Raw genomic sequence first — 24,798 nt, 5'->3', positions numbered from 1 at the left:
GATTTACGAATTTAGATATTTGAAATGCAGTGAAGATAACCGTGTAGGTCTCCGCTGCATTTCAAATCCCTAAATTCGTAAATCAAAAAATCTCAAAATATTATTACACTTTAGGCATCCATCCCTTCTCATATTCCCGTTTCCACATTTTCATGGCTTCCTCATCGTGGAGGATATGACCGTTTTGCGGATCGGTGTGCAGGATGCGGCCGGTGCGATGTGCGATGTTGCCCAGCAGGCATAACAGGATGCTGCGGTAGCCAACGCCGACTTCAGAATTCAGGGTAGCTTTACCACGGATACTTTCCAGGAAGTTGTTGATATGAATAGCATCATAAAACTCGCCTGCCGGACTAACGGTGTTGGTTACACTCTGATTAGGATTAGCAGCCTGTTTCACGTCTTTCACCACTTTATTTTTTTTGTCGAGAATCCGGTAGCTGTCGCCTCCTGAGTTATATAGACTGCCATTTTCGCCAAAGAGGGCAAATCCGCGACCGCTGCCCTCCAGGTTAAAAGGATCGCAGCTGCGGCCTTCCCAGGCGATGGCTTTGTTGCCTTCAAATTCGAAGTTGAGCGTTTGTGTGTCCGGTGTTTCCCAATCGTCGGGTGGGTAGGCATAGCGACCGCCGGCAGAAGTTACTTTCGTAGGAAATTCCACATCCATGAACCAGCGTAAGCAATCCAGTTCGTGTGTAGCGTTGTTGCAGGTTTCGGAGGTACCCCATTTCCAGCGCCAATGCCAGTCGTAATGAACAACGTTATCCTGGTATTCCTGCCGTGGAGCTGGTCCCTGCCACAGATCCCAGTCCAGTGTAGCCGGCACGGGTATTTTTTTGCCGATGCCGATTGGTTTGCGGTCATTTACATACCAACCCCTTCCGTAATGCACTTTGCCGATAATGCCTTCTTCTTTCACTTCTTTGATGGCCTGTTGCATATTAGGCCAGGAACGGCGCTGGTTGCCCATTTGCACCAGCCGGTTGTATTTTTTGGCGGCTGCTATCAGCAGTTCGCCTTCCTCCGGATTATGTGCACAGGGCTTTTCTACGTATACATGTTTGCCTGCAGCGGTGGCCATAATGGCTGCTGGTGCATGCCAGTGGTCGGGTGCAGCGATGATGAGGGCATCAAAGTCTTTCCGTTCCAGCAGCTTGCGGATATCTTTAATAACGGTGGGCTTGCGCTGCTGAGCGCCCGCAACAGCTTTCAACCCTTTCTGGATGGCGCCGTCTTCCACATCGCAGATATAGCCTATTTCGGCGCCGGGTAATTTAGCCGCCACCTGTGCCAGCCAGTTGCCACGGGAGTTAACGCCCATCACCCCTAATACCAATTTGTTGCTGGGTGCATTTTTCCCGAATACAGGGAAGTTGAGAATGGTTAGCCCTGCTCCTAAACCGGCTACAGAACCGGTTTTAATAAAATCTCTTCTTTTCATAACGGACTTGTTGATTTATTGGTTAATGCGTTTATTTATAAAGGCGTTGATCAAAAAAGCAATCGGTTGCATGAAAATAGAAAAATAATCCGGAGTCCGGGCGTTTTTTTGATAAATGAAATAACGGAAATGGCTACACGTTAGCAATATTGTTAGCCCGCGGGTTATTTATGCACTAAATGATTCCATATCACTTCATATACATCAGTTGCCTGTAACCGGGTTTTGGAAAATGGTTCGCTGCTGATCACCACCGGATGATACACCGGGTTTTCTTCCACCCTGCCATGTGAGCCTTTGATGAGCGTGGCATCCAGCGGAATTACATTCATCAGGTAGCGGAATCCCAGTTTCTTTTTGAGGAGTTTGCCGGCAGCCTTGAGCTTGATCAGCGGGTCGGCAGGATTCATAAACATCTCCACCGGATCATACCCCGGCTTACGGAAAATATCCACGATACGGGCGAAATCGGGTGCTTTCTGATCATCCAGCCAATAGTAATAGGTAAACCAGCTGTCGGCATCCGCTACTGCGATGAGATCACCGCTACGCTCGTGGTACAGGTGATTTTGCCGCTTACCTTCCCGGTCGAGCACCAGCTGTACACCGGGAACATTTTCGAGGATGGAACGTACTTTTTTATAACAGGAAGGATCGTTGATATAAATGTGCGCAATCTGATGATCGGCCACTGCAAAGGCTTTGGAAGCACCAGGGTCCAGCAGTTCCAATCCTCTTTCCACACGAACAGACAGTAGTCCTTCCTGTCTTAATAGCCGGTTCAGGTGAATCGGATTATTTACATTGGTAATCCCATATTCAGATAATACAATGGGATCGCACCCTTTCTGCTGATAGTAGGTGATCAGCTGTTTGCAGACGTCATCAATTTCTTTGATCTCTTTTGCATTATGAACCACATCCTGCCCAAATTTCTGTAAACAGTAATCCAGGTGCGGGAGATAGATAAAAGTAAGCGTAGGATCGTGTTGTTTATCTGTGAGAATGGCGGCATCCGCAATCCATTGTGATGACTTGATACTGGCAGTTGGCCCCCAGTAATTGAACAGGGGAAACTGGCCGAGTTCCTTTGTCAGGTAATCACGCAGCGTATCCGGCGATGTATAGCAATCGGGTACTTTACGGCCATCAGAAAGATAGTTGGGGCGTGGGGTCAGGGAATAATCCACATTCGCGTACATGTTGTACCACCAGCACATCTGTGAGCAGGTAAAAGAAGGATCCAGTTTGCGGGCTTTATCCCAGATCTTGGGAGCATCCACCAGCTTGTTGGACTGCTTCCAGAATTTGATCTCGCTATCTGTACGGTCATACCAGCCATTGCCAACGATGCCATGCTCACTGGGCCACTGCCCGGTGAGATAGGTGCTTTGCACGGATGTTGTGAGCGCGGGTAACATAGGCGTGACCGTAGCCAGATGCCTTTCCCGCGTATAAGCCTGCAAAAAAGGCATGTGCTCCAGAATAGAGGAGGATAGCCCAACCACATCAATTACTACTGTCTTTCTCATAGATTCTTCACCGTTACATTTCCGGTATAAAGCTATAATTACATCGTCACAATTCCAACTGTTCCTGTGTTGAGCTGTTGCTTTATCCAGTTCAGCTCGCGGGAAACGGACAGCGACATTTCCTGCCTATACGCTGCCGGCAGCACATCCCAGGTATATGTTTCCACTTCCATATGGCTGGTAAAGGGCTTTTCCCGCTGCAATGCCAACGTCTGCACAATATCATCCTGGGTGGATTGCAATACATCAAACCTGTCTAAAAACACCGGTACATGAAAATGGGAACGCCATTCAACAATCTCTTCATTTGCAGCATCAGCCAATGCTTCCGGCAAATCGGGGTAGTGCGTAAATCCGCCTGACTTCTTCCTGGCTATTACCTGATGCAGGTAAGTGGGCTCGTTAAATTTGCGGAAAGCATCGATCACTTCTTTGCGTTGGTCCGTACCCGTTGGCAGGTCTGCTTTCAGTGCTGCACTGATCTGTAGCTTCCCTATTTTGAGACCGTGGTGTTGCAGGCGTTCCAGCACGCGTTGCGGCGCTTCATATACCAGGGCAAAATGACAAACATCATAGCAGAGTTGCACATGCGTTTTAATCATGTCTGCTGCTGTTTGGTCATCTACATCAAATTTATCTTTCATAAACGGAATACCGTAGGGCAACAACTCTTCAAAATACCAGCTGATATATTCGCTGGTATTTTCCAGGAGGCCATCCGGTTCCGGTTCTACATCCAGGTGTAGCAAAGGCCCGCCACTACGGTGGATACGTGCCAGTTGTTCCACTACCAGCAGCATATTGAGCGTAGCACTTTCTGTAAAGGAATTTTTCTCTTCTTCGCAACGGTTGCACCAGTATTTGTAAGAGAGCGGTGAAGTAGAAATACCTCCTTCCATACCGGCTGGCAGCAAGGCCGCCAGGATCCTGAACAGGCGGATCGTGTAGGCTACGCGGTCTGCCTGTGTCCAGTCAGGTGTATGTACCTGGTCTTTTACCACTACATTATGAAAGCCGCCGTAAGGAAAACCGTTCATGGTAAATACATAACAATCTTCCTGTTTCAGCCACTCCTTAAAAGCATTCAGATTGGCTTCCTTGGCCAGTTCCAGGCTGGCGGAATTGGCAACCCGTAGCCCGATACCAAAAGGCTGGTCAGGGCTTACCTGCTGTTTGATAGCAGGTATAAATTTTTTGAGCTGTGCAAAATGATCCGGCCAGTTTTCGCCGGGATGAATATTTGTGCAATATGTGAGATGTCCGTAAGGTGTTTGCATTATTGTAATTTTTTGCAGATATCTACTGCTTTGTATAACAAATCCAGGTCCATATGATGCGTTTCTTCTCCTTTGCCGATGGCACGCAGGAGCGAAATGGTCAGGCGTCCTCCCAGGTGTTCGCGAAATTCTTCCAATCCTATCACCACGGGAGATGGTTCGGTATCCTGTCTTTCCAGCAACGGATGCCAGATAGGTAATTGCATATTTTTGAGTACTGAAATGATGCGTTGCATGGAAGGTTCATCGAGCCAACCTAACAGGCACGAATATACGCTATCTAAAGCAATACCGATAGCTACCGCCTCTCCATGACGCAAGGAAAAGTTGGTGAGTTGTTCCAGCTTATGCGCACTCCAGTGGCCGAAGTCCAACGGACGGGAAGAGCCGCTTTCAAACGGATCACCGCCACTGCCTATATGCGCCATATGCAGTTCGGCGCAACGGTAGATCAGCTCCTGCATAGCCGGTATATCGCCTGCAGTCATGGCCACGGCATGCTCCTCCATCCATTCAAAGAAGGGGGCGTCGCGGATCAGGGCCACCTTCACGGCTTCCACCATACCGGAGCGCCAGTCGCGGGGATCAAGGGTTGGTAAAAAGGTGGCATCATTGAATACAGCCGCAGGCGGCGCAAAGGAACCCAGGAAATTCTTTTTCCCCTTATAGTTTACGCCGTTTTTAACGCCTACGCCGGAGTCGTTTTGTGATAGCACGGTGGTAGGCACCCGGATATGTTTTACACCCCGGTGTGAAATGGCTGCTGCAAACCCTACCAGGTCCAGCAGGGAACCGCCGCCAATCCCTATTACATAGGAATGCCGGTCAATTCCGTATTGATCAATAGCATCCACCAGTCTGAACAGGAGTGGCAGGTCATTCTTCACACTTTCACCACCGGTGATGGTGATCATTTCAGGCGCCAGCTGAAAGCCGCGTACCTGACTGAGGTAGCCGCTGATTTGCCGGGGCAGGTCCGGATGATGCGCTACCACACCCCCATCCAGGATAACCAGTAATTTTTTCTGAAAAGCATCTTCCGCCCTGGATTCCAGGAACGCTGACAAACAGGTATTGGAAAGATCAAATAGCTGACTGGTAAAGAAAACCCCGAAAGAAAAGTTGACGTTAAAATTTTGTTGAATGTACTCCATGGCTTATCCGCGAACAATCTGTCTTAAAAATATATAGCCTTTAAAAGTACATAGAAATAATGTGAAATCATACAAAGAATAAGGCTCCGGGAACGGAGCCTATTTTTGGGGTTCTACCTGTTGTTGTTATCGGTATGCAAATAAAGCATGGTTCATTCGTTAACCGGACACAAAGAAACCTTATTTCGAAGCCCTGTTTGACGGTACAAACCATTATTTAAAAAATTGCGTACTTCTACGGATGCCGGGTGCCCGGTCTGGAATACGCGCCGGTAAGGCATTCCGGCAGCAACCCGGGAAAAGTACGTAATCCCCCTCCTTCCGTTTATCCAATAACCTATTGTGTATTACAACAGAAATAAAGAACTTTACGCGTCTACCTGATGATTGTCGTCTGTACAATCATTCGTAGCACTACCAGAATAGGATAGTTGTTTGTCCGGATGATGAATATAGGAGCCCCATATTGTTAACCCTGTAACATCGGTTGTTTATCGTACTTCTTTTGTTGCATTGCTGCGTAAATGTCAAGCACTGAGCCTGGCCGGAGATGTTTATTTATCCCCTGCTGTGGATTGTTCATTGTGTATGCGACCCGGTAATCGTTCATTATTAACTGATCAGCCACAAGGCTGAGTAAGTGTATTATGCCATGTTAAAAAAAGTTGTAGCCTTTTGTTGTTTTATTAGCTGCGTTTGTATGCAAAGTCAGGCCAGTCATACCCCGGAGCAGGATAGTCTGCTGAAAGTGATCCAACAGAAAAAGCCCGATACCAGTCTTGTGAGTACGCTCATTGTATATGCCTGCACCTTTCTGCCAGACAGCCTGGAGAAATCGGACAAGATCTTTAAGCATGCCTTAAAGCTCAGTCAGCAGCTGAACTACCCAAAAGGGAAAGCCGATTTCGCCTGTTATTACATGTATATCCAGGATATGCGCGGGGAATATTTGCAGTCGTTGTACATGGTGGAACAAGCTGTTATTATCTACAAATCTTTGCGTGATACCACTAACCAGATGCGTGCTATCAGCTATTGCGGCAATGAATACCAGCAGGTCAGCAATTTCCCGGCGGCAGCAGAGCGTTACCTGGAGGCGCTGAAACTGGCGGATGCTGCGGGTGACAGCCTGTTTGCCGGCATCATGACCAACAACCTGGCGTCTGTTTTTATCACCCTGGAAGATTATAAAAAAGGATTTGAATATGCCAACAGGGCCTATCAGCACGGTGTCCGCATCAACAGCAAACGACGCATGGCCTCCGCACTGGTAAACATGGGCACCAGCGCCAGCCGTCTGAAACGTTATGAGGAAGGAGAAGGTTATTTTAAAAAGGCCATGCAACTGGGCAGACAAATCGGCGACAGTACTTATGTACTCGATGGGTTGATAAATACCGCCAGCATCTATTCCGATCAGGATAAACATGACCTGGCGCTATCGCAATATGAAACAGCATTAACTGTCTCACAAAAATTCCCTGCACCTGATTATCTCACTTATATATACCTGGGCTACGGACAGGAATTATTTAAGACAAAAAAATATGCTGCCGCAGATACCTTTATCAAAAAAGCTATTACACTGGCAAAGCAAAACCAGGCGGGCGACGAACTACGGCTCGCCTACCTCACAGCCTCCGATATCCAGGCCGAGCAAGGGCAATACCAGCGCGCTTTTGATCTTAGAAAATCGTATGAGGCCCTGAATGATTCCCTCGTAGGAAATACCACCCGCAGGAATGTACAGCAAATGGAAATGCAATACCAATCAGAAAAGAAGGACCGCGACCTCACGGAAAAAAAATTGCAGCTCACCCAAAAAGACCTGCAACTACAACAAAAAAATATGTGGATCGTCATCTTCCTCGTCAGTGTTGTACTGTCGCTGGTATTGATCTTTTACGGATGGCAACGGCTAAAACACCGGCACCACCTGCAACAGCAGCAACTGCAAACACTGGAAATAGAAAAAACCGTGCAGGTGCTGGAAGCCATGATGCAGGGCGAAGAAAAAGAACGTACCCGTTTATCCAAAGATCTTCATGATGGTGTAGGCGGTTTATTATCTGCCGTAAAAATGCATTTCGGCGCCTTAAAACATGAACGCACTTTCTTACAAAGTGATACCGGTTTTAATCACGCACTGGGCATGCTGGATGATGCCATTGGGGAAGTAAGAAAAACAGCGCATAACCTTATGCCCGAACTCCTCGCCAGAATGGGACTGGCAGAGGCGTTGCACTATTACTGCCGGAATGTGAGCCACTCAAAAAAGCTGAGCATCAACTTTTATACTTCCGGTAACATGCAACGTTTCAAAGGAAATTTCGAGTTGTCTGTTTACCGTATTGTGCAGGAACTGATCAACAATATTATCAAGCATTCCCACGCTACAGAAGCACTGGTGCAACTTACACAGCATGATCAGTTGCTGACGATTACAGTAGAAGATAACGGCATCGGCTTTCAGCACGCAGCAGCACTCAATTCCGGCATGGGACTAAACAATTTACAATCAAGGATAAAAGCATTAAACGGCCACCTGGAACTTGACGCTTCCACAGGACGCGGCACGACTGCCTATATTGAATTTAATATCGCCATCATGCAACTGATGGAAGTATAATTTTATTTTAACAGCTACCTACATGCAAATTAAATTAGCCATTACAGATGACCATCTGCTGGTTATTAACGGATTAAAAGCCATGCTGGCGCCCTTCTCCCACATTTCCGTGGTGTATGAAAGCAATGCCGCCTCCGCACTGATGGCCGCTTTACCCCTGGCGCAACCCGATGTATTGTTACTGGATATACAGATGCCCGAAATAGACGGCCTGGAACTATGTAAACTGGTACATAAAAAACATCCGCAGGTGAAAATTATTGCGCTCACCAATTTTACGGAGTCCCATTATATCAAGCAAATGCTGCGTAATGGCGCTACCGGTTATTTACTTAAAAACACAGACCAGGACACGCTGGTAGAGGCCATCGAAAAAGTAAATGCGGGAGAACAATTCCTTGATGCGAGCATCAAACATCAACTATTGCATGAAATGATCACCGGCCAGAAATCTTCCGGGTACGATATTCCGCTGACCCGCCGGGAGAAGGAAATCCTGACGCTGATTGCAGAAGAACATTCCAACCAGCAAATAGCGGAAATGCTCTATATCAGTTTGCGCACCGTAGAAACACACCGGCTTAACCTCACACAGAAACTAGCCGTAAAAAATACAGCGGGGCTGGTGAAAGAAGCGATAAAGCGGGGGTTGATTGATTGAGGAGGCTTTTCATTTAGGGATTTTTTGATTTACGAATTTTTTGATTTTGAGATTTAAAGCGAAGATCTTCGGAGGATATTTTTCTTTAAATCTCAAAATCAAAAAATTCGTAAATCAAAAAATTCCTAAATATTCATGTTATGGAAAACATCTTGCCTAGTAACATGGAGATGGGTAACAGGATCAATACGGCTAATGCAAAAGGCAGGGTGGCGAAAGCGGCTACCCATGCGGCATTCATGACCACCAATGCTACGATGCCTGCTTTCACTGCTTTGCCGATGTTGGGGCCTGAAGGGTCCTTCCTGGCATTCAGCAGTGGTTTCATGATCATGTATGCAAATAGCAGGATAAAGGGCAGTGCGGTCAGGAATTGCTGGTGCATGGCAGCTAATACGCCCATGGTGATGAATACTGCCGCATAACAGGCAGCAGTGATCTGCAAACTTCGCTGACTACCACCATGAACTTCACCGCGGCTGATATTGGTGACCGCAGCGATATATATGATGGGGATGAAGCCCATCCACCAGTAGGTTTCAATAGCAGCGGGTACGATGCTGATACCCAGTAGCAGGTTCAATCCGCGGCAGAGGCCCATATTCAGCGGTCCCCATACAGGGTGATGTTTCCCCCATTTATTATAGCTCAGGGCAGATGCAGCTGTGGCGAGGGCCAGCCAGCCGGCATATCCATTGAGCCGCCCTACGGAAAAGGCCGCAAGGATGCCCACAAGGAGCAGGTAGCTGCCCAGGATAATTGCCTGTGTTTTTGAGATCACGCCGCTGGGAATGGGTCTTTCCGGACGTTCCACGGCGTCGAGCGTTGCATCAAATACGTCGTTAAATACTACACCGCCGCCGTATAAGCCGATAGTGGCCAGGCAGAGGCATACAACAGGAAGGATAAGGTCCAGGGTACATGTATGGAAGGTTACATGTAAAAAATAGCCGGAAATGGCCACACCAGCTAAGATATCTGCAATCGCAGTTATAATATTTGCCGGGCGCATCAGGCGTAGGTATCCAATCACTTTGCTAACAATGTAACTCACCGTGTAAACAGGTTTTCATTTGGTTAATTGCCAGCAGTAACGAAACTGCCAGGCATTACCGGATGATGGTTGTATTTTTATCAATTCTGGGTTGCTGACCACCACGTAAAACGCTGCTTCCATTATATTTTTCACTCTGATCAATATTTCCGGCGATGTCAAAATCAGCTTCGTTCAGTTGTCCGCTCTGTGCAAATGCTTTCACGGCATTGGTGTAAGTTACCAAATGAATGTCATTCAAGTCAATACCACTTTCGTGCATCAAAGCAGCCGTCTTAGGAACGGCCAGTGGATCGCTGATACCCCAGTCTGCAGCGGAGTTGACCATGATACGCCCGCTTCCGTACTGTTTTACAACGGCTACCATGCGCTCATTACCCATTTTGGTAAAGGGATAGATGGTAAACGCAGCCCAGAAGCCACGATCCAGCACTTCTTTCACGGTTTCCTCGTTATTATGGTCTACAATGATCATGTGAGGCTCCAATCCATGTTCCAGTGCGATATCCATGCTACGCTGGGTACCTTTTTTCTTGTCGCGGTGCGGAGTATGGATCTGTACCGGCAATCCGGCTTCTTTTGCCAGCTCCAGTTGTGCGCGGTAATATTTTTCTTCCAGCGGCGTCTGGTCATCAAATCCGATTTCACCGATACCTACTACGCCTTCTTTATAAATAAACTGTGGTAATATTTCCATGACAGCTTCTGCCAGCTTTTCGTTGTTGGCTTCTTTTGAATTGAGGCCGATGGTGCAGTAATGCCTGATCCCGAATTGAGAAGCGCGGAAACGCTCCCATCCAACGAGGCTGCTGAAATAATCGCGGAAGGTATCAACGCCGGTACGTGGCTGTCCCAGCCAGAAAGCGGGTTCAATAATACCTACTACACCGGCATCCGCCATGGCCTGATAATCGTCCGTAGTGCGGGCGGTCATGTGTACATGCGGATCAAAAAAGCGCATTCCTTTTATTTTATCGAGGTATGCAGGACTATAAGTAAGGGGTTGAAGATCTTTTTCTGTTAATTCATGAATACCACACATATCATCAAATATTTTTGAATTTTCTGATTTTGTTATTTTGTTATCCTGTTAGCGATGACTTCCCAGGAAAGGCTGCCATCTGCTATTTCAGCGGCTATCGCCGGTGATTGTTCCAATAATTGTTTTGCGGGAAGATAAGTTGATTTTGCACATACCAGTGCAGCGGCGCCTTTCTCTGCCGGATCTACGGAATGCCAGATACGGGTGATGTCTGCCATATTATCTGCCTGGATAAAGTTTGTCAGCATCCGCCATTGCATGGGAGATACTGATCTTCCGGCAGCCCAGCGTTCGTGTGCAAAATCGGTCAGGATCTGTGCGAGTACTGCGTTGGTGCGTTCATCTAATCCTATTACCTGGTGTATCGGCTTATCTGTAAAGATAGCCTTCATAATCAGCTGATTCCATGCGGGTTCGTCGAGATATTTTGCCGGGTAAGGGTTGTGCAGCATGATCGCTTCCTGTACGATGCCGATGTTGGAACGGATGCCTTCAGCGGTGCGCAGCTTCCATTCTTCCGGCCAGGCCAGTAGCGGTAATGCGCTGTATAATGCCGCCAGTTCATTCATTTCAGCGGCGTTGAACAGGTTTTCCAGGGTGTTCAGGTATACCTCTTTATTATTGACAGGCAATTGCAGGAGCCACCATACCCTGGCGAGGCGATCTAACGTCCATCCCTGTACGAAAAGACCGGGCACTTCCTGTTGCAGCAACTGATGTGTAGTTGTTGTTATTGCAATGATCTCTTTACCTGTAAAGCGCGGAATGGCAGTAAAGGTTTGATTAAACTGCGGTATAGCCCCGGTTTGTTGCAAGAGTTGCAATCGTTGTTGCAACCACGCAGTTGCTTTTTCACTACTGTTATTTTCCAGGATCGTTCCAAGCAGCCTGCTCACTTTATCCTGATCGTATACATATTCCCCCACTGATATATCCCGTTTAAAATGAGAATGCCGATTTTTGAATAAAAATAGCCATGATTACTCAGATTGCGCGCATTTTCAGGATAATATTTGATAGGTGGTCATAAAAATAAAAGAGAGGCATTGCTGCCTCTCCTTCCGCCATTCTAAAACCTGACTGTTCATCAGGATATCTTTCTATCACCTTGCTAACGGCGGTCTGCAAGGTGTTAATTGCTGTATTATTTGGACGCCTGTAATATACATATTATTCTACTTCTCTTCCAAATAAACAGCGGTTTTTTGTCGTTGCTACGGATGTTTTGCATTGTTTAGCAAGACTATAAACGGTTGATATTCTTTCCACTCCGGTTTATAGTCATCCTGTATAATAAAACCCCTGGCATAGTTTCCTAGTATGATATCGAGGTCCCCATCCTGATCATAATCTTTCACATCCATACAAATCCAGTGCCCTTCTTTTTCAATGGGTGGTGCATGCGGTACAAAGTTAAATGGTGTACCTGCTCCTTCAAAGAAAATAAATTTCTCACCGGGATTATTTTTCATATCTGCAAAAAAAGCGATGGTGGCGATATCAATTTTTCCGTCCTGGTTAAAATCTGCTGCTACAGCTTTCGTACAACCATTTATAGGATAAAACCAGGCCTGCCGGTATCGGGAATTTCCTTCATTTACGTAGACGTATAAACCATGATAAGGTTTAAGGATCATAGAAAAATCTGCATTATCTCCGCAGGTATACAGGATATCCAGTAAGCCGTCTCCATTGAAATCGGCCAGTTGAAAACTGGTAGAACCATTCATAGGAGGGAATCTCAGCAGGTTGGATGATTTAAATCCACCTTTATGATCATTTTCAAACAACCATATTCCTTCATCACCGGCAGCAAAGAGTACCATGAGGTCTGTCCAGCCGTCGTGATTAAAGTCACCTGTTACTGCATGAATAGCGCCGGGCACTTCCCAGATGGTTTGTTGTTCATACTTGTGATCAGGGAGTTGTTTCAACCAGTAAAGGCCGCCCTGATTATGACCAAAAGCGCATACTACCAGGTCCATGAGACCATCTTTATTAATATCTGCTTCCACCGTTTGTACAGGACGTTTGAGAAAAGGCATCAGATCGGACTGTTTGCTTTGCGGATCATTCAGATTGAGGCGGGTAATAATACCGGCGGACACATCCAATGCACGCATGTTACCGATTTCGGTGAGGATAGCTTGTTGCTGACCGGCCGTATCTTTTGTAAACAGTATATCAACAGCAGGGGAAGGCAGTTTGCGGCTATCTATCACGCGGAGATCCCTATCCCAGCGGGTAAGCGTATTGTTGCCATCGCTGGTCAGCAAATCACTGTTTGCAGGATTAAAAGCCACCATGGTGGTAGCGGCCACGAAGAGGCTATCCTTGATTTCAGGCGTTTTCAGGGAGAAAACAGCCCAATCATGCTGTAACTTAACTGGTGGTTTGGCGGAGGCCAGTTTCTCCGGTGCATGCTGCTCATAATATGCCACGAGTTCCGTCCATTCATTCATGGTTACAAGGGCAGGCTTTTCGCCTGGCATTGGTGGGTAATACTGATCCCCGCTCCACACCCTGATACCTAATTTGAGCGCCATTGCCGGCAAAACATGCTTCGTCCAGGTTTCTTTATCAAGCATTGCAGGGGATACGGGCAAATGACAACTTCCACAATATTTATCTGCCAGTGTTTTTCCTTTCTCTTCTTTTACGGTTGTATGACATCCGCTGCTAATGACCAGGCAGGAAGCCATCAGGAATAAAGCAGCGGTACTTAGTTGCTTTATTGTTGGTTGATTGGGCATGGGTTCTGTTTTCAGGCAAACACAATATAAAGAAATACAAATTACGGAGTTGCAGGAAGATGGTAGCGAATAATCTTCGCATCTATCTATCTACAACTCCGTAATCAGTAATTTATAATTATGCTAGTAGCCTGCATTCTGTTTCAGCACGCGTTCACTTCCATTTAAAGTCAGATCGATCTGACGTTGTGGAATCGGGAAATATTCATTTTTACCTTTGGTAAATACTGCACCGGTCAGATCAGGAATTTTAGCAGTCCCTACTTCGTATGCATAAAATGCATTCAACACCTGGTCAGCAATTCCCCAACGGGAGAGATCAAAGAAACGATGACCTTCTTCAGCGAGTTCCAGTTTACGTTCAAAATAAATGGCTTTTAATGCGAGCGTTTTATCTGAAAACTCCGGATAATCACCAATTTTATAATTCGCGGCCATCACGGCAGGATCAAAACTTGTGGTGCCGGGAACATATTTATGCAGCCATTCTGCAGGATTATTCTTCATCCTGTCGCGCACCCTGTTTACCATCGCAGTAGCCACCGGCATATTTCCTATCTGGGCGGCGCATTCTGCGTTCATCAGCAATACGTCCGCGAAGCGGATAAGATTAACGTTGATAGCTGTACCAGGCGCCCAGGAATGTGCGTCATGATACTTATCCTGGGTAGCTTTCCAGTACATCATTTTCTTGGGAGAATAAGGGCCGCTATAAGCCTGATCACGCTGCCAGGAAGCACCGGCATGATATCCCCAGTCATGATAAGGCAATCCACGACGGCCTACGGTCCAGTCCAGGCGTGGGTCCAGCAAACCAGCATCTGGTGTAAAGGCGTCTGAACTGCTGATATTCATATCAGATTTTACAGCGTGTGAATTATAATCGTCCAGGTAAGGCAAGCCAGCCGCATCCACCCTGTAAGAGTTAACAAGATCCTGTGATGGCTGGAAAAATCCGCAGCAGGTGGTAGGGCCACCATAAGGGAAGTTCAGCATTTCGCCCGGATTGGCATTCGCAATACTACCTGTACCATCATTGGCTGTCATTTCAATATAGAATACAGCTTCCGGGTTACCCAGTTTGGCGGCAGCATCGAAATTATTCTCAAATCTCGTTGACAGGTTATATCCAACACCGGCACTGGTTTTACCTTTTACGATAGCGTCCTGGAACAAGGTAAATGCTTCCTGATATTTTTTCTCATAGAGATAAGATTTAGCCAGGTAGATTTGTGCGGCCCATTTATTTACCCTGGCTACGTCTCCACCCTGTGTTTCCGGCAGGTTATCCATGGCAAATTTAAAGTCGGCCTCAATAAATGGCCAGATATCAACTTCATTTGACACTTTTACATTACTGGTTGTATCTGAAATATAAGGCACATTGTTAAAGAACTTCTTCAGTTCAAAATAATAATGGCCACGGAGGAAACGGGCTTCTGCTTCTACCTGTGTTTTTTCAGCATCGCTCATGTCGGTGGCCAGATGCATTTCTTTGAGTGTCAGGTTACAGCGGTTAACGCCTTCGTATACGGCTTTCCATTTGGTATTAAAGAAATCGTTACTGGCATTATACGTGCTGGCAGCAATGGAATTGATCGGTTCCTGGTCACCGGCATTACTACCTTTATGTGCTTCACCGCCCACAACACTACCATATACCCAATTGGTGGGCGCTGCCCGCCATGGATCACCACCACCAAGTGCGGCTCCATCTCCCTGGCCATCCAGTGCAGCATAAGCACCTATTAATAAATAAGTAACCCCTGCTTTATTTGCCACGATCTCTTCAGAAAGTGAGCCTTGCGGAGCACGTTCCAGGAAGCTCTTTTTACATGCGGCGAAAAAGCCTGCGAGCATTCCTATAATTAGAATCAGACTTGAATATCTTAATGCTTTCATTTGTTTAATTTTTACAGTTCAACAAAAGATCCAGATCAAAATGTAACATTCACACCTACCAGGTATTGACGTTGGTTAGGATAAGCACCTTCATCTAATCCGAAAGCCTGTGAGTTACCAGCTACTTCAGGATCAATACCTGAATACTTGGTGATAGTAAATACATTTGCTGCCTGTACGTATACCCTGAATTTTTCAATCCCGATGTGTTCCAGCATATACTTCGGGAGTGTATACCCGATCAGCATATTCTTTGCACGGAGATAAGAACCGTTTTCAACGAAATAAGAATTAGGAGAACCAGATGCACTGGCATGGGATGCTATTTCCTGGATAGGAGCTTTGGCATTCTTGTGTGTAGGTGTCCAGGAATCATATAAGGCTGTTTTACCTTTAGCCCCCACGAAGGAAGGATAAAAATCAGTCCACCAAAGTACCTGGTTCCATATTTTGTTACCCTGCACTCCATAGAAAAATGCGCTGAAGTCGAAATTCTTATACGTTAAACCAACATTAAGCCCATAAGAAAATTTAGGATTTGGATTGCCAAGATAGGTTCGGTCATCCGCATCTACTTTACCATCGCCATTCGTATCTGCATATTTGAAGCGGCCCATCGCTGCCTCCAGCTGGTACTCTACCAGGCCCGGATGTTTGGCTTTAGCAGCAGCATTGGCAGCATCTACCTCTTCCTTGCTATCCCAGAAACCTACAACCTTATAACCATAGAATTCACTGATAGATTGTCCGATAGCGTTTCGGATAATAGGAGATCCGAAGCGGCGGCCTTCTAGGTCGAAATAAGGAGCGGATTCAGAAATTGCGAGAATCGTATTTTTATAAGTGGTTAAAGTTCCGGTTAATTCCAGTTTGAGATCTTTGGTAAGATTGTTTACACTGGTGATGGACACATCCCATCCTTTGTTCTTCATTTTAGCTACGTTAGAGAAAGGAACAGTAGCAGCACCGTATACACCGGGCAACTCAGGATTATACAACAGATCCCTTACTTCTTTCTGATAGTAGTCTATTGTAAATTCCAATGCGCCTTTAAATAAGGTTGCATCGATACCAATGTTGGAGTTTACGTTACTTTCCCATTTAGCAGCGGGGTTACCCAGTTGGGTAAGCATGAAACCCTGGCTGGTAGTAGCTGCACCATTGATACTGTAAAAAGAGGACCTTCTGTTAAAGCCATAAGCAATGAACTGATTGCCGGGCGCTACGTTAATCTGGTTACCCATAATACCATAACCACCACGGATCTTCAGATCTGAGATCCAGCTGATCCCTTTCATGAATTCTTCCTGGGAAATACGCCATGCAGCACTCACCGCGGGGAAGTTACCATACCTGTTGGCGCTACCAAAGCGGCTGGAACCATCCCGACGGATCAAGGCACCGAGGAGATAGCGGTCTTTGAAAGCGTAATCCGCTCTTGCAAATAAGGAGAATAATCCATCTGAGCCAAAGCTACTACCATTGGTAGGTGTACCGGTACCGGTGGACAGGTTCGCAAAGTTTGGATCGAACGAAAAATAATCAGTGGTTGTTCCGGTCACATTGCGATAGTGGTTATCAAATGCTTCCGTACCTATCAGTACTTTCAGATCGTGCTGCTGATTAAAATTCTTATGATAAGTTAACGTGTTGGTCCACGTCCAGTCATAACCATTCCCCGCACCTTCTGTAAATGAATTCACGGTATTATTTTCCGCATTTTCATATTCCGGCAGAACAAAATTGTAGTTATCGAATGAATATATTTCACCACCAAAACTGGTTCTCAGTGTAAAGTTTTTGAGGATATCTGCTTCTGCAAATACATTTCCCAGTAACCTGCTTGCCTGTGCTTTGGTTCTGCCAAAGCGATCCTGTATAGCAACCGGGTTACGGGCATTACCAAGATCGGAACCACTGGAACCCGCATAGTTACCTTTGATATCATACACCGGGATGATAGACAGTTCACGGAAAGCCATACCAATACCGCTACCTTCTGTAAGGGCAGCGATCTGCGGATTGTTGATCAGGGAGTATTCCATATTCTCGCCTATCCGGATATGATCTGTTATATTGAAAGTACTGTTGGAACGGATTGCATACCGCTTGTTGTAGGTATTGGTGAGCGTACCCTGCTGATTGAAATAATAGAAGGAGAAGAAGTAACTACCAATATCACCACCACCGGAAACAGAAATATTGTGACTGGTAATAGGAGCTGGTTTAAAGATTTCATGAAACCAGTCCGTACCTTGTTTGTTAGCTTTAGATATGCGGTAAAAGGTAGCGGGATCACCAGCTGATTTATATTCCGGGTTTACAAAATACAGATCAGGATTTGTAAGCGGGTCTCCTTCTTTCAATCCTGCCGGAGCAATATAATCAGGTACTACCGGTGTAGCGCCATTACCATATTGCTTATCACTAAGTGCTAAACCTGAATTGGAAAGTGCCAGCCATTTCAGGTCACCCTGTTCCTGGGGGTTCAGGATACCCCATGGATTTCCGCTATGGGGCCTTTGTGTACCATAATAACCATCATAGGTTACCTTTACTTTACCGGTACCTCTTTTGGTAGTGATCACAATTACGCCATTGGCAGCACGCGCACCATAAATAGAAGCGGCGCCGGCATCTTTCAACACCTGCATGGTTTGTACGTCATTAGGATTCACATCCGTAAGGTTAGATACGGGTACGCCATCAATAACATACAAAGGCGTGTTGTTACCAAAAGTATTGATCCCCCTGATTTTTACCTGGGGTTGCTCTCCTGGTTGTCCACCTCCCAACACGGTAACGCCTGATACCTGTCCCTGCAACTGGCTGGCGATTTGTGAAGTTGGTTGTTTGGTAAGATTCTCCACTTTTACAATGGATACGGCACCAGTCAGGTCTTTCTTTTTCTGACTGGCATAACCGGTTACGACTACTTCTTCGAGGGAGCCGACTTTTTCTGCCATTAAAATATTGATCGGGCCACTGCTTACAATGACTTCCTGTGGATCATATCCCACAAAGGAGAAGATCAGTGTTTGACCCGATTTAGCCTGCAAACTAAAATTTCCACTAGGGTCAGTAGCGGTGCCCCGGTTGGTACCTTTAATATAAACTGTAACTCCCGGCAGCGCATTGCCTGATGCTTTATCAGACACTTTCCCCGTAACGTTCGTTTGTGCAAATGCGTTACTGCCTGACAGTAACAGCAGAATTCCGCAGAGCACGGCTAGTGCTTGGTAAAAATGTTTTTTCATAACGTGGTTTAAGGCTAACGTTTAAGAAAACTTGTTAAGAAATAGAGTACCTATCATATATCTCACCACTGATCAGCACTTTTTTTACATAGAAATCCTGTTCCGTGCCACGCATGTTTGTAGCAAAGTAATTTCATGTTAATATGTAAAGCATAATTCACTCAATACACACGCATGATGCGCTACGTGTGATCAAATAAAGTAAACGTGACTGTGCAGCAGTTAAAACATAACTACCAGAATGGAGTTCATACGTTCAGTATGATTGCCCCAAAGAAAGCTCATCTCATGACGAATAGCGTTTAAGATCGCTTAACTGAAAAGAGTTTTAATGTCAATAAATTAATAGTGAGAAACACATTTTTGTAGTTCTTAAACTATAATTCAGATTTTGGTTAATAATTCAAATTTTGGTTCTCAAGTGGAATTATGAGTATTACAGGCCGAATATATAACAATATTTTAGCTCAAACAAGTGTTGTTTTAACATTTTTTTAAAATACAACGGTGTTTTTTCCTGCTTTCTTTTCGCAGGCCGCACCTGAAAAAGAAAGAATGGGACCTTCCATATATAAAATAGTACAGGAAGTCCTTCTTTTATGTATGTTTAAGATCTAATTTCTGTTTCATGAAAGTGTTTAATATTTTCTTTTGTGTGGTGTTTATCATTTTTGCGGGTTTACAATATAACGATCCCGATCCGTATGTATGGATGCCTATCTATCTCTATGCTGCCACTTTCTGCGCATTGGCAGCCCGTCACCGTTTTTACCGCAGCTGGTATATCGGTGGTATACTGGTGTACCTCGCCTATGCAGTCTATTTATTTTTTACAAAAGATGGCGTTGTAGATTGGATGCAGCAGCATCAGGCAGAAAATATTGCCCAAAGCATGAAGGCCACCAAGCCATGGATAGAAGATACCAGGGAATTCTTTGGCCTGTTTATATGTATTGCGGTGCTGGGGATTAATTATGTCTATTCAAAAAGAAGGAAAAGAAATATTTAGGGATTTACGAATTTTTTGATTTTGAGATTTTGGGATTTAAAGCGAAGATCTTCGGGAAATATCTTTCTATAAATCTCAAAATCAAAAAATCAAAAAATTCGTAAATCACATCTCTATGTGTTGGGGCCCTCCATGCAACACCGTCTCTTTTCCTCTCCATCTGAATTTGCCGGTGATGCCAAAGGGCAGTGTAACGGTACCGGATACACGATTATCATCAAAGTTGAGTGCTACTTCTATCATGCCACCATCAGGATGGGGCATAGCAGCGTTTACCTGTTTCAGGTTGCCTGGAGCGGGCGCTATCAATGCTGTTTTAAAGCCATAGGAAGTTGACTGGATACCGGCGGTTATGCCCAACAGATATATATTGGCGACGCAGGTAACAGATTGATACAGGCTGCTATTTTCTTCCTGCACCGGGTGCCAGGGCGCCAGTTCTGACTGGAAGGTGCCGGTAGTGCCTGTTTCCTGCATGGCCCTGAAAATATAAAACTTATCACGGAGTGATTCTTCCGGCAATGCTTTTTCTTTTACCATCCGCTGCATTACATTTTTCACCTGCCTGGGCGGTACTGCCTCTGCCAGTACAGCCATGGCATTGGTGTAGCGGGAGAACGTTTTTTTACCGGCTGTTTCTGCATACAATCCTTTACCTGCATCAAAACAATACCTGTACACCACTTCTCTTAACTTATCGGCTATACGCACATATGCCGTAGAATCGGCGGGCTTATCGCAGTAACCGGCAATGGCGGCCGCCTGCCGCAGCGAATACAGGTACTGGAAAGTAAGGGGCGCAATAGCCGCGCTGTCGCGGTAAGGCATATTCCCCGGTAGTCCTGTCGCCGCATCCCTGTAGCGGGCAAACCAGTCGAGGATATTACGAACACCGGGATATAGCTGTTTTGCCAGCGCCTTATCTTCTTTAAAAAGCAGGTAATCCTGGATGGCAACGATCCAGTCAAATGCAGCTGCAACGGATACCTGCATATCATCGGCAGGATACCGTGTACGGATCAACCCTTCGGGAATGCGTGACTGGTCGAATTGCCGCAGTGCATTCCGCAACAATTGACCGTCTCCCGAAAAATACAGGATACCCAGGCCGTGAATATGCGCGTCCTGTATATATTGCAGCTGTTCCTGCCAGAGATCATTATACAGGTTGTCCTGAGCCCCGGCGAAGGCGATGCGCCGGGCCGTCTGCCAGATCGTATCTGTTTCAGGCGAGGCGGAAAAGGCGGCTTTCTCCGTCAGTCCATACTGCGTATATACGTTGTAGTAATCTTCCAGGGTGAGGGACGATTTTCCGGTTTCAATGTCCAGTTGTACATACCTGAAGGTGCGGTAGCCAACAGGTGTAAATTTTCGGCGGTTACCGCCATCGGGGCGGATTACATCCTGCACGATGGTTTCATTGTTGTAAGGCGCCCGGTAGGTTATCCGTACCGAAGCGTCCAGTCCTCCACTCAGCAGTAGTTCGGGGAAACCGGTAGTCAGTTGGCCACGGTCCAGCAGCAATCTTATTTTTCGTTGAGCCGGTATCGTTAGTGGCTTGATTCCTTTTAAAAAGTCAGCCGGCACAGTGACTCCTTCCTGTTCTGCGATCCGGGTAAAGTTTTCGCGCTGATGTTGGAGTGGTCCGACCGGCCGTGGCGACAACATACGCCAGCCCAGCGCACTGGTGCCTTGCAGGGTAACGGGGGCAGCTACTGCAGCCTTGTCCCAGCAGGAGTCGTTATAGGTAGCCTCCTGCCAGTCCCAGGGATGGTATTCCGCTACGATACTATCGCCGGGATAGGCGCCGTAAAAAGCGCCGGGAGCGGTTATTACCGGCTTACAGTACACCGCACCATCTTCCATGGTCTGCCAGGGTGTGCTGCCGGTATTGATGATGGCTGCCTCACGGGCGGTATGCCCCTGTATCAGCAGACCGGTAGCCTGTGTAAGTTGTCCACGTGGTTTATCCGGGCCGTAATTGATCACTTCCGCGGCGATTACATTCGTCCCGTATTTAAGGTAAGCACTGAGATCGAGGGTTTCGTAGTACCAATTGGCCAGGTCCGACCGGGCGGGTCCCATGGCCACAAAGCGGCCGTTGACATACAAACGGTAACGGTTATCCGCAGTGAGGTGAATGAGGAACGGACCGGAATAATTGGTGAGTGTAAATGTTTTACGGAAAAGATAGACCCCATATAAGGCAGGGGCCGCTTCTGTACTGGTGATCCAGCGGGCATCCCATTGCGCAGGCGTTTCACCAGCCACTTGCTGCGATTGTGCCTGTACCGGCCACATTGCGCCTGATAACGGCAGCAGGAACGCTGCTATACATCGTTGCAGATATTTCATAGTAGGGAGGTTGTATACAAATATATAAAATATATTTAATGAGAATAAGGAGATTTTGTAATATGGCTATTTAGTTTTCCAGAGAAAGGCCTCACCCAGGGAGATTGTATAACGAACACGACTAAACGAAATCAAAGCACATATGGCTGATATTTACCCGTAGCAACGGCGTGAAAAAATGTTCGTACATTTATTTACCACAAAATTTCACACATGAAAAAGGCCGCTATATCCCCCGCTCTTGAATATTATGACCGCTATGTAGACCACGTGCCGGACATTGACCTCTCCGTTGCGCTGGATGAATCATTACAGGCACTACAGGCACTCAATATTGCACAACTGGAGCCACAGGGCAATTATGCCTATGCACCCGGCAAATGGACGCTGAAAAATGTATTCCAGCATATCACGGATACAGAAAGGGTATTCGCCTACCGCACCTTACTGTTTGCACGCCACGATAAAACATCACCACCTGGATTTGATCAGGACCTGTTTGCCGACAACACCTTCATCGATAACCGCAGCCTGCAGGATGTACTGGATGAGCTGATCGCCGTACGGATTTCCACCATCGCGCTGTTTAAAAGTTTTTCCGATGACACCCTCCTGAGAACAGGCATGAACTGGAAATATGAAATGAGTATCCTCGCAATGGGCTTTACCATTGCGGGGCACCAGCTCCATCATTTGCAAATCATCAAAGAAAAATACCTGTAAAAGTCAATGTTCTTTCAGATGAGAATGCCATTTTATTTATCTCACTAAAAAATGCATTTTAACAACCCCCTACTGATACCCGCTAACATTTTTGTTAGTAGTTAACAATTAACACCCCTCTTCTTTTATCCAGGCTACCAGTCTAGCTTTGCAGGCATAAAAACTATTTTTATGAAACGTCTGGAAAATAAGATAGCCCTGGTAACAGGAGGTAGTCGCGGTATGGGTGCCGCCATCGTTAAACGTCTTGCAGCAGAAGGTGCTATGGTAGCATTTACCTACACAAAAAGCACAGAGAAAGCTACGGCACTGGTCACTGAACTGAAAGAAAAAGGGCAGCGCGCATTAGCGGTGGCAGCCGACAGTGCTGACTCCCAGGCTGTGATTGCAGCAGTAGATCAAACCATCAAAACATTTGGCCGTATAGACATACTCGTTAATAATGCCGGTATGGCGGTGATGAAACCATTTGATGATTATACGCTGGAAGACTATGATCTTACCATGGCCGTGAATACCCGCGCTGTGTTTGTGGCTTCACAGGCGGCGGCGCGTCATATGGAAAAGGGCAACAGCATTATCACGATAGGCAGTAGCATGGCCGACAGGGTCACTGCCCCCACAGGCACCCTTTACTCCATGAGTAAATCGGCGCTTACTGCCTTCAACAAAGGGCTGTCACGCGATCTGGGATCACGTGGTATTACTGTCAACCTGGTGCAGCCCGGTCCTATCGATACCGAGATGAATCCGGCTGATGGCCCCCATGCAGCTATGCAGCGGCAGGGTATTTCGCTGGGGCATTATGGCGATGTGGAGGATGTTGCCTCCCTGGTGGCTTTCCTCGCCTCTCCCGAAGGAGGCCACATTACCGGTACTGCTATCACAATAGATGGAGGATATAACAGTTAAGAAAGGGAAAAGCCATAAAAAAGGGGAGGAATTCGCAATTCCTCCCCTTTTTTATGAAAATAATTTGCCGGTATTAAAAATACACTTACCTTTGTTGTATATACAACAGTTGTATTTGTAATTATGAAACTGGAAGATGAAATAAAACAAACAAGATTCAAAGATGAATACCAACGTGCCATGCTGAACATTGTATTTACAGCTAACTGGCTGGAAGTAGGCATATCACATGTATTAAAACCGTATGATATCTCTTCCCAGCAATTCAACGTATTAAGAATCCTCCGCGGCAGCAGCCCAAAACCATTAAACCTACTGGACATCCAGGAGCGCATGATGGATAAAATGAGCAATGCTACCCGGCTGGTGGAAAAGCTGCGCCAGAAAGGACTCCTTACACGCAACCAGTGTGAATCGAACCGGCGCAAGGTAGAAATCGAGATCACCGATAAGGGAAAGGCGCTTTTAACAGAACTGGAACCTATAATCGACAAAAATCATAAGCGTCTCACTAAAAAAATTACCAAAGAAGAAGTGAGCATGCTGAACGAATTACTGGATAAACTGCGTGATTGATTTTTTTTGCCTTAATACTTGTATAGACAATATTTGTACACACTTACATATCCAACACACATGTTAAAACGTTTATTACAAACAGACAACAGTCTCACCGCCTTTATAGTGCGCATAACGGTAGCATTGGTCATATTACCACATGGCGCACAGAAATTACTGGGCATGTTTGGCGGCCACGGTTTTAAAGCCACCATGGATTATTTCACACAAGGAGGCACACCGGCCATACTGGCATTCCTGGTTATATTTACCGAGAGCATCGGCGCACTCCTGATCCTTATTGGCTTCACTACCCGAATCTGGGCGATCATGAGTACTGCCATCATGATGGTAGCCATTTCCATGCATGCTGCCAACGGCTTTTTTATGAACTGGACAGGCGCACAGCAAGGTGAAGGATTCGAATATCATTTACTGGTCATCGGTATCAACATTGCCCTGATCATAAAAGGTGCAGGCCGCTGGTCTGTAGACCGTCAACTCACTAAATAATTTATCAGTTTAATACAACACAAAAA

18 protein-coding genes are annotated in these 24,798 nt (G+C 46.1%); 7 read left to right on the top strand and 11 right to left on the bottom strand.

Annotated elements, in window-relative coordinates; genetic code table 11:
* Positions 1-103: 103 nt before the first annotated feature.
* The 4 genes from ABQ275_RS00445 to ABQ275_RS00430 form a co-directional block, all read right to left on the bottom strand.
* Entirely contained in the window at positions 104-1,441 is a 1,338-nt protein-coding gene (locus ABQ275_RS00445; protein WP_349316289.1) for a Gfo/Idh/MocA family oxidoreductase, read from the bottom strand.
* A 164-nt stretch (positions 1,442-1,605) separates the two neighbouring features.
* Complete coding sequence (locus tag ABQ275_RS00440) at positions 1,606-2,973, bottom strand: nucleotide pyrophosphatase/phosphodiesterase family protein (protein ID WP_349316288.1); 1,368 nt, start codon at positions 2,971-2,973, stop codon at positions 1,606-1,608.
* A 38-nt stretch (positions 2,974-3,011) separates the two neighbouring features.
* Complete coding sequence (gene eboE / locus ABQ275_RS00435) at positions 3,012-4,250, bottom strand: metabolite traffic protein EboE (RefSeq protein ID WP_349316287.1); 1,239 nt, start codon at positions 4,248-4,250, stop codon at positions 3,012-3,014.
* On the bottom strand, positions 4,250-5,404 hold the full coding sequence (locus ABQ275_RS00430) for a 3-dehydroquinate synthase (protein ID WP_349316286.1): 1,155 nt from the start codon (positions 5,402-5,404) through the stop codon (positions 4,250-4,252). Before ABQ275_RS00430 ends, eboE begins: the two co-directional genes overlap by 1 nt.
* A 700-nt stretch (positions 5,405-6,104) precedes the next feature.
* On the opposite strand from ABQ275_RS00430, the gene ABQ275_RS00425 reads away from it, so the two are divergent.
* Positions 6,105-8,033 (top strand): sensor histidine kinase, encoded by a 1,929-nt coding sequence (locus tag ABQ275_RS00425; protein ID WP_349316285.1) that lies wholly within the window; start codon positions 6,105-6,107, stop codon positions 8,031-8,033.
* A 22-nt stretch (positions 8,034-8,055) separates the two neighbouring features.
* The gene (locus tag ABQ275_RS00420; protein ID WP_349316284.1) at positions 8,056-8,694 is read left to right on the top strand and encodes a response regulator transcription factor; all 639 of its coding nucleotides are present in this window, start codon (positions 8,056-8,058) and stop codon (positions 8,692-8,694) included.
* Positions 8,695-8,827: 133 nt separating this feature from the next.
* Here ABQ275_RS00420 and eboC read toward each other — a convergent pair whose 3' ends face one another.
* The 6 genes from eboC to ABQ275_RS00390 form a co-directional block, all read right to left on the bottom strand.
* The gene (gene eboC / locus ABQ275_RS00415) at positions 8,828-9,748 is read right to left on the bottom strand and encodes a UbiA-like protein EboC (RefSeq protein ID WP_349316283.1); all 921 of its coding nucleotides are present in this window, start codon (positions 9,746-9,748) and stop codon (positions 8,828-8,830) included.
* Between the two features lie 55 nt (positions 9,749-9,803).
* Positions 9,804-10,790: a TatD family hydrolase gene (locus ABQ275_RS00410; RefSeq protein WP_349316282.1), complete on the bottom strand. Its 987-nt coding sequence runs from the start codon at positions 10,788-10,790 to the stop codon at positions 9,804-9,806.
* Between the two features lie 32 nt (positions 10,791-10,822).
* Complete coding sequence (locus tag ABQ275_RS00405; RefSeq protein WP_349316281.1) at positions 10,823-11,716, bottom strand: EboA domain-containing protein; 894 nt, start codon at positions 11,714-11,716, stop codon at positions 10,823-10,825.
* Positions 11,717-12,004: 288 nt separating this feature from the next.
* Positions 12,005-13,543 (bottom strand): VCBS repeat-containing protein, encoded by a 1,539-nt coding sequence (locus ABQ275_RS00400; RefSeq protein WP_349316280.1) that lies wholly within the window; start codon positions 13,541-13,543, stop codon positions 12,005-12,007.
* A gap of 123 nt (positions 13,544-13,666) precedes the next feature.
* The gene (locus tag ABQ275_RS00395; RefSeq protein WP_349316279.1) at positions 13,667-15,445 is read right to left on the bottom strand and encodes a RagB/SusD family nutrient uptake outer membrane protein; all 1,779 of its coding nucleotides are present in this window, start codon (positions 15,443-15,445) and stop codon (positions 13,667-13,669) included.
* A gap of 35 nt (positions 15,446-15,480) precedes the next feature.
* A complete protein-coding gene (locus tag ABQ275_RS00390; RefSeq protein ID WP_349316278.1) occupies positions 15,481-18,702 on the bottom strand; it encodes a TonB-dependent receptor in 3,222 nt (1,073 codons plus the stop codon).
* 628 nt (positions 18,703-19,330) lie between these two features.
* Between ABQ275_RS00390 and ABQ275_RS00385 the strand changes: the two genes are divergently transcribed.
* The gene (locus ABQ275_RS00385) at positions 19,331-19,711 is read left to right on the top strand and encodes a transmembrane 220 family protein (protein WP_349316277.1); all 381 of its coding nucleotides are present in this window, start codon (positions 19,331-19,333) and stop codon (positions 19,709-19,711) included.
* A gap of 105 nt (positions 19,712-19,816) precedes the next feature.
* Here the strand turns inward: ABQ275_RS00385 and ABQ275_RS00380 are convergent, their stop codons facing one another.
* Positions 19,817-22,066 carry an alpha-L-rhamnosidase C-terminal domain-containing protein gene (locus ABQ275_RS00380; RefSeq protein ID WP_349316276.1) on the bottom strand — a complete coding sequence of 750 codons (2,250 nt, stop codon included), beginning with the start codon at positions 22,064-22,066 and terminating at the stop codon, positions 19,817-19,819.
* Between the two features lie 213 nt (positions 22,067-22,279).
* On the opposite strand from ABQ275_RS00380, the gene ABQ275_RS00375 reads away from it, so the two are divergent.
* The 4 genes from ABQ275_RS00375 (at position 22,280) to ABQ275_RS00360 (ending at position 24,772) form a co-directional block, all read left to right on the top strand.
* Positions 22,280-22,789: a DinB family protein gene (locus ABQ275_RS00375; RefSeq protein ID WP_349316275.1), complete on the top strand. Its 510-nt coding sequence runs from the start codon at positions 22,280-22,282 to the stop codon at positions 22,787-22,789.
* A gap of 171 nt (positions 22,790-22,960) precedes the next feature.
* Positions 22,961-23,701, top strand: a complete 741-nt coding sequence (locus ABQ275_RS00370; RefSeq protein WP_349316274.1) for a 3-oxoacyl-ACP reductase family protein — start codon at positions 22,961-22,963, stop codon at positions 23,699-23,701.
* 123 nt (positions 23,702-23,824) lie between these two features.
* Entirely contained in the window at positions 23,825-24,277 is a 453-nt protein-coding gene (locus ABQ275_RS00365) for a MarR family transcriptional regulator (protein ID WP_349316273.1), read from the top strand.
* Between the two features lie 60 nt (positions 24,278-24,337).
* Positions 24,338-24,772: a DoxX family protein gene (locus ABQ275_RS00360; protein WP_349316272.1), complete on the top strand. Its 435-nt coding sequence runs from the start codon at positions 24,338-24,340 to the stop codon at positions 24,770-24,772.
* The last annotated feature ends 26 nt before the right edge of the window (positions 24,773-24,798 follow it).

Source organism: Chitinophaga sp. MM2321 (genome assembly GCF_964033635.1).
Classification (GTDB): domain Bacteria; phylum Bacteroidota; class Bacteroidia; order Chitinophagales; family Chitinophagaceae; genus Chitinophaga.
The sequence above is the reverse complement of the archived record's forward strand: the minus strand, read 5'-3'. Positions and strand labels throughout refer to the sequence as shown.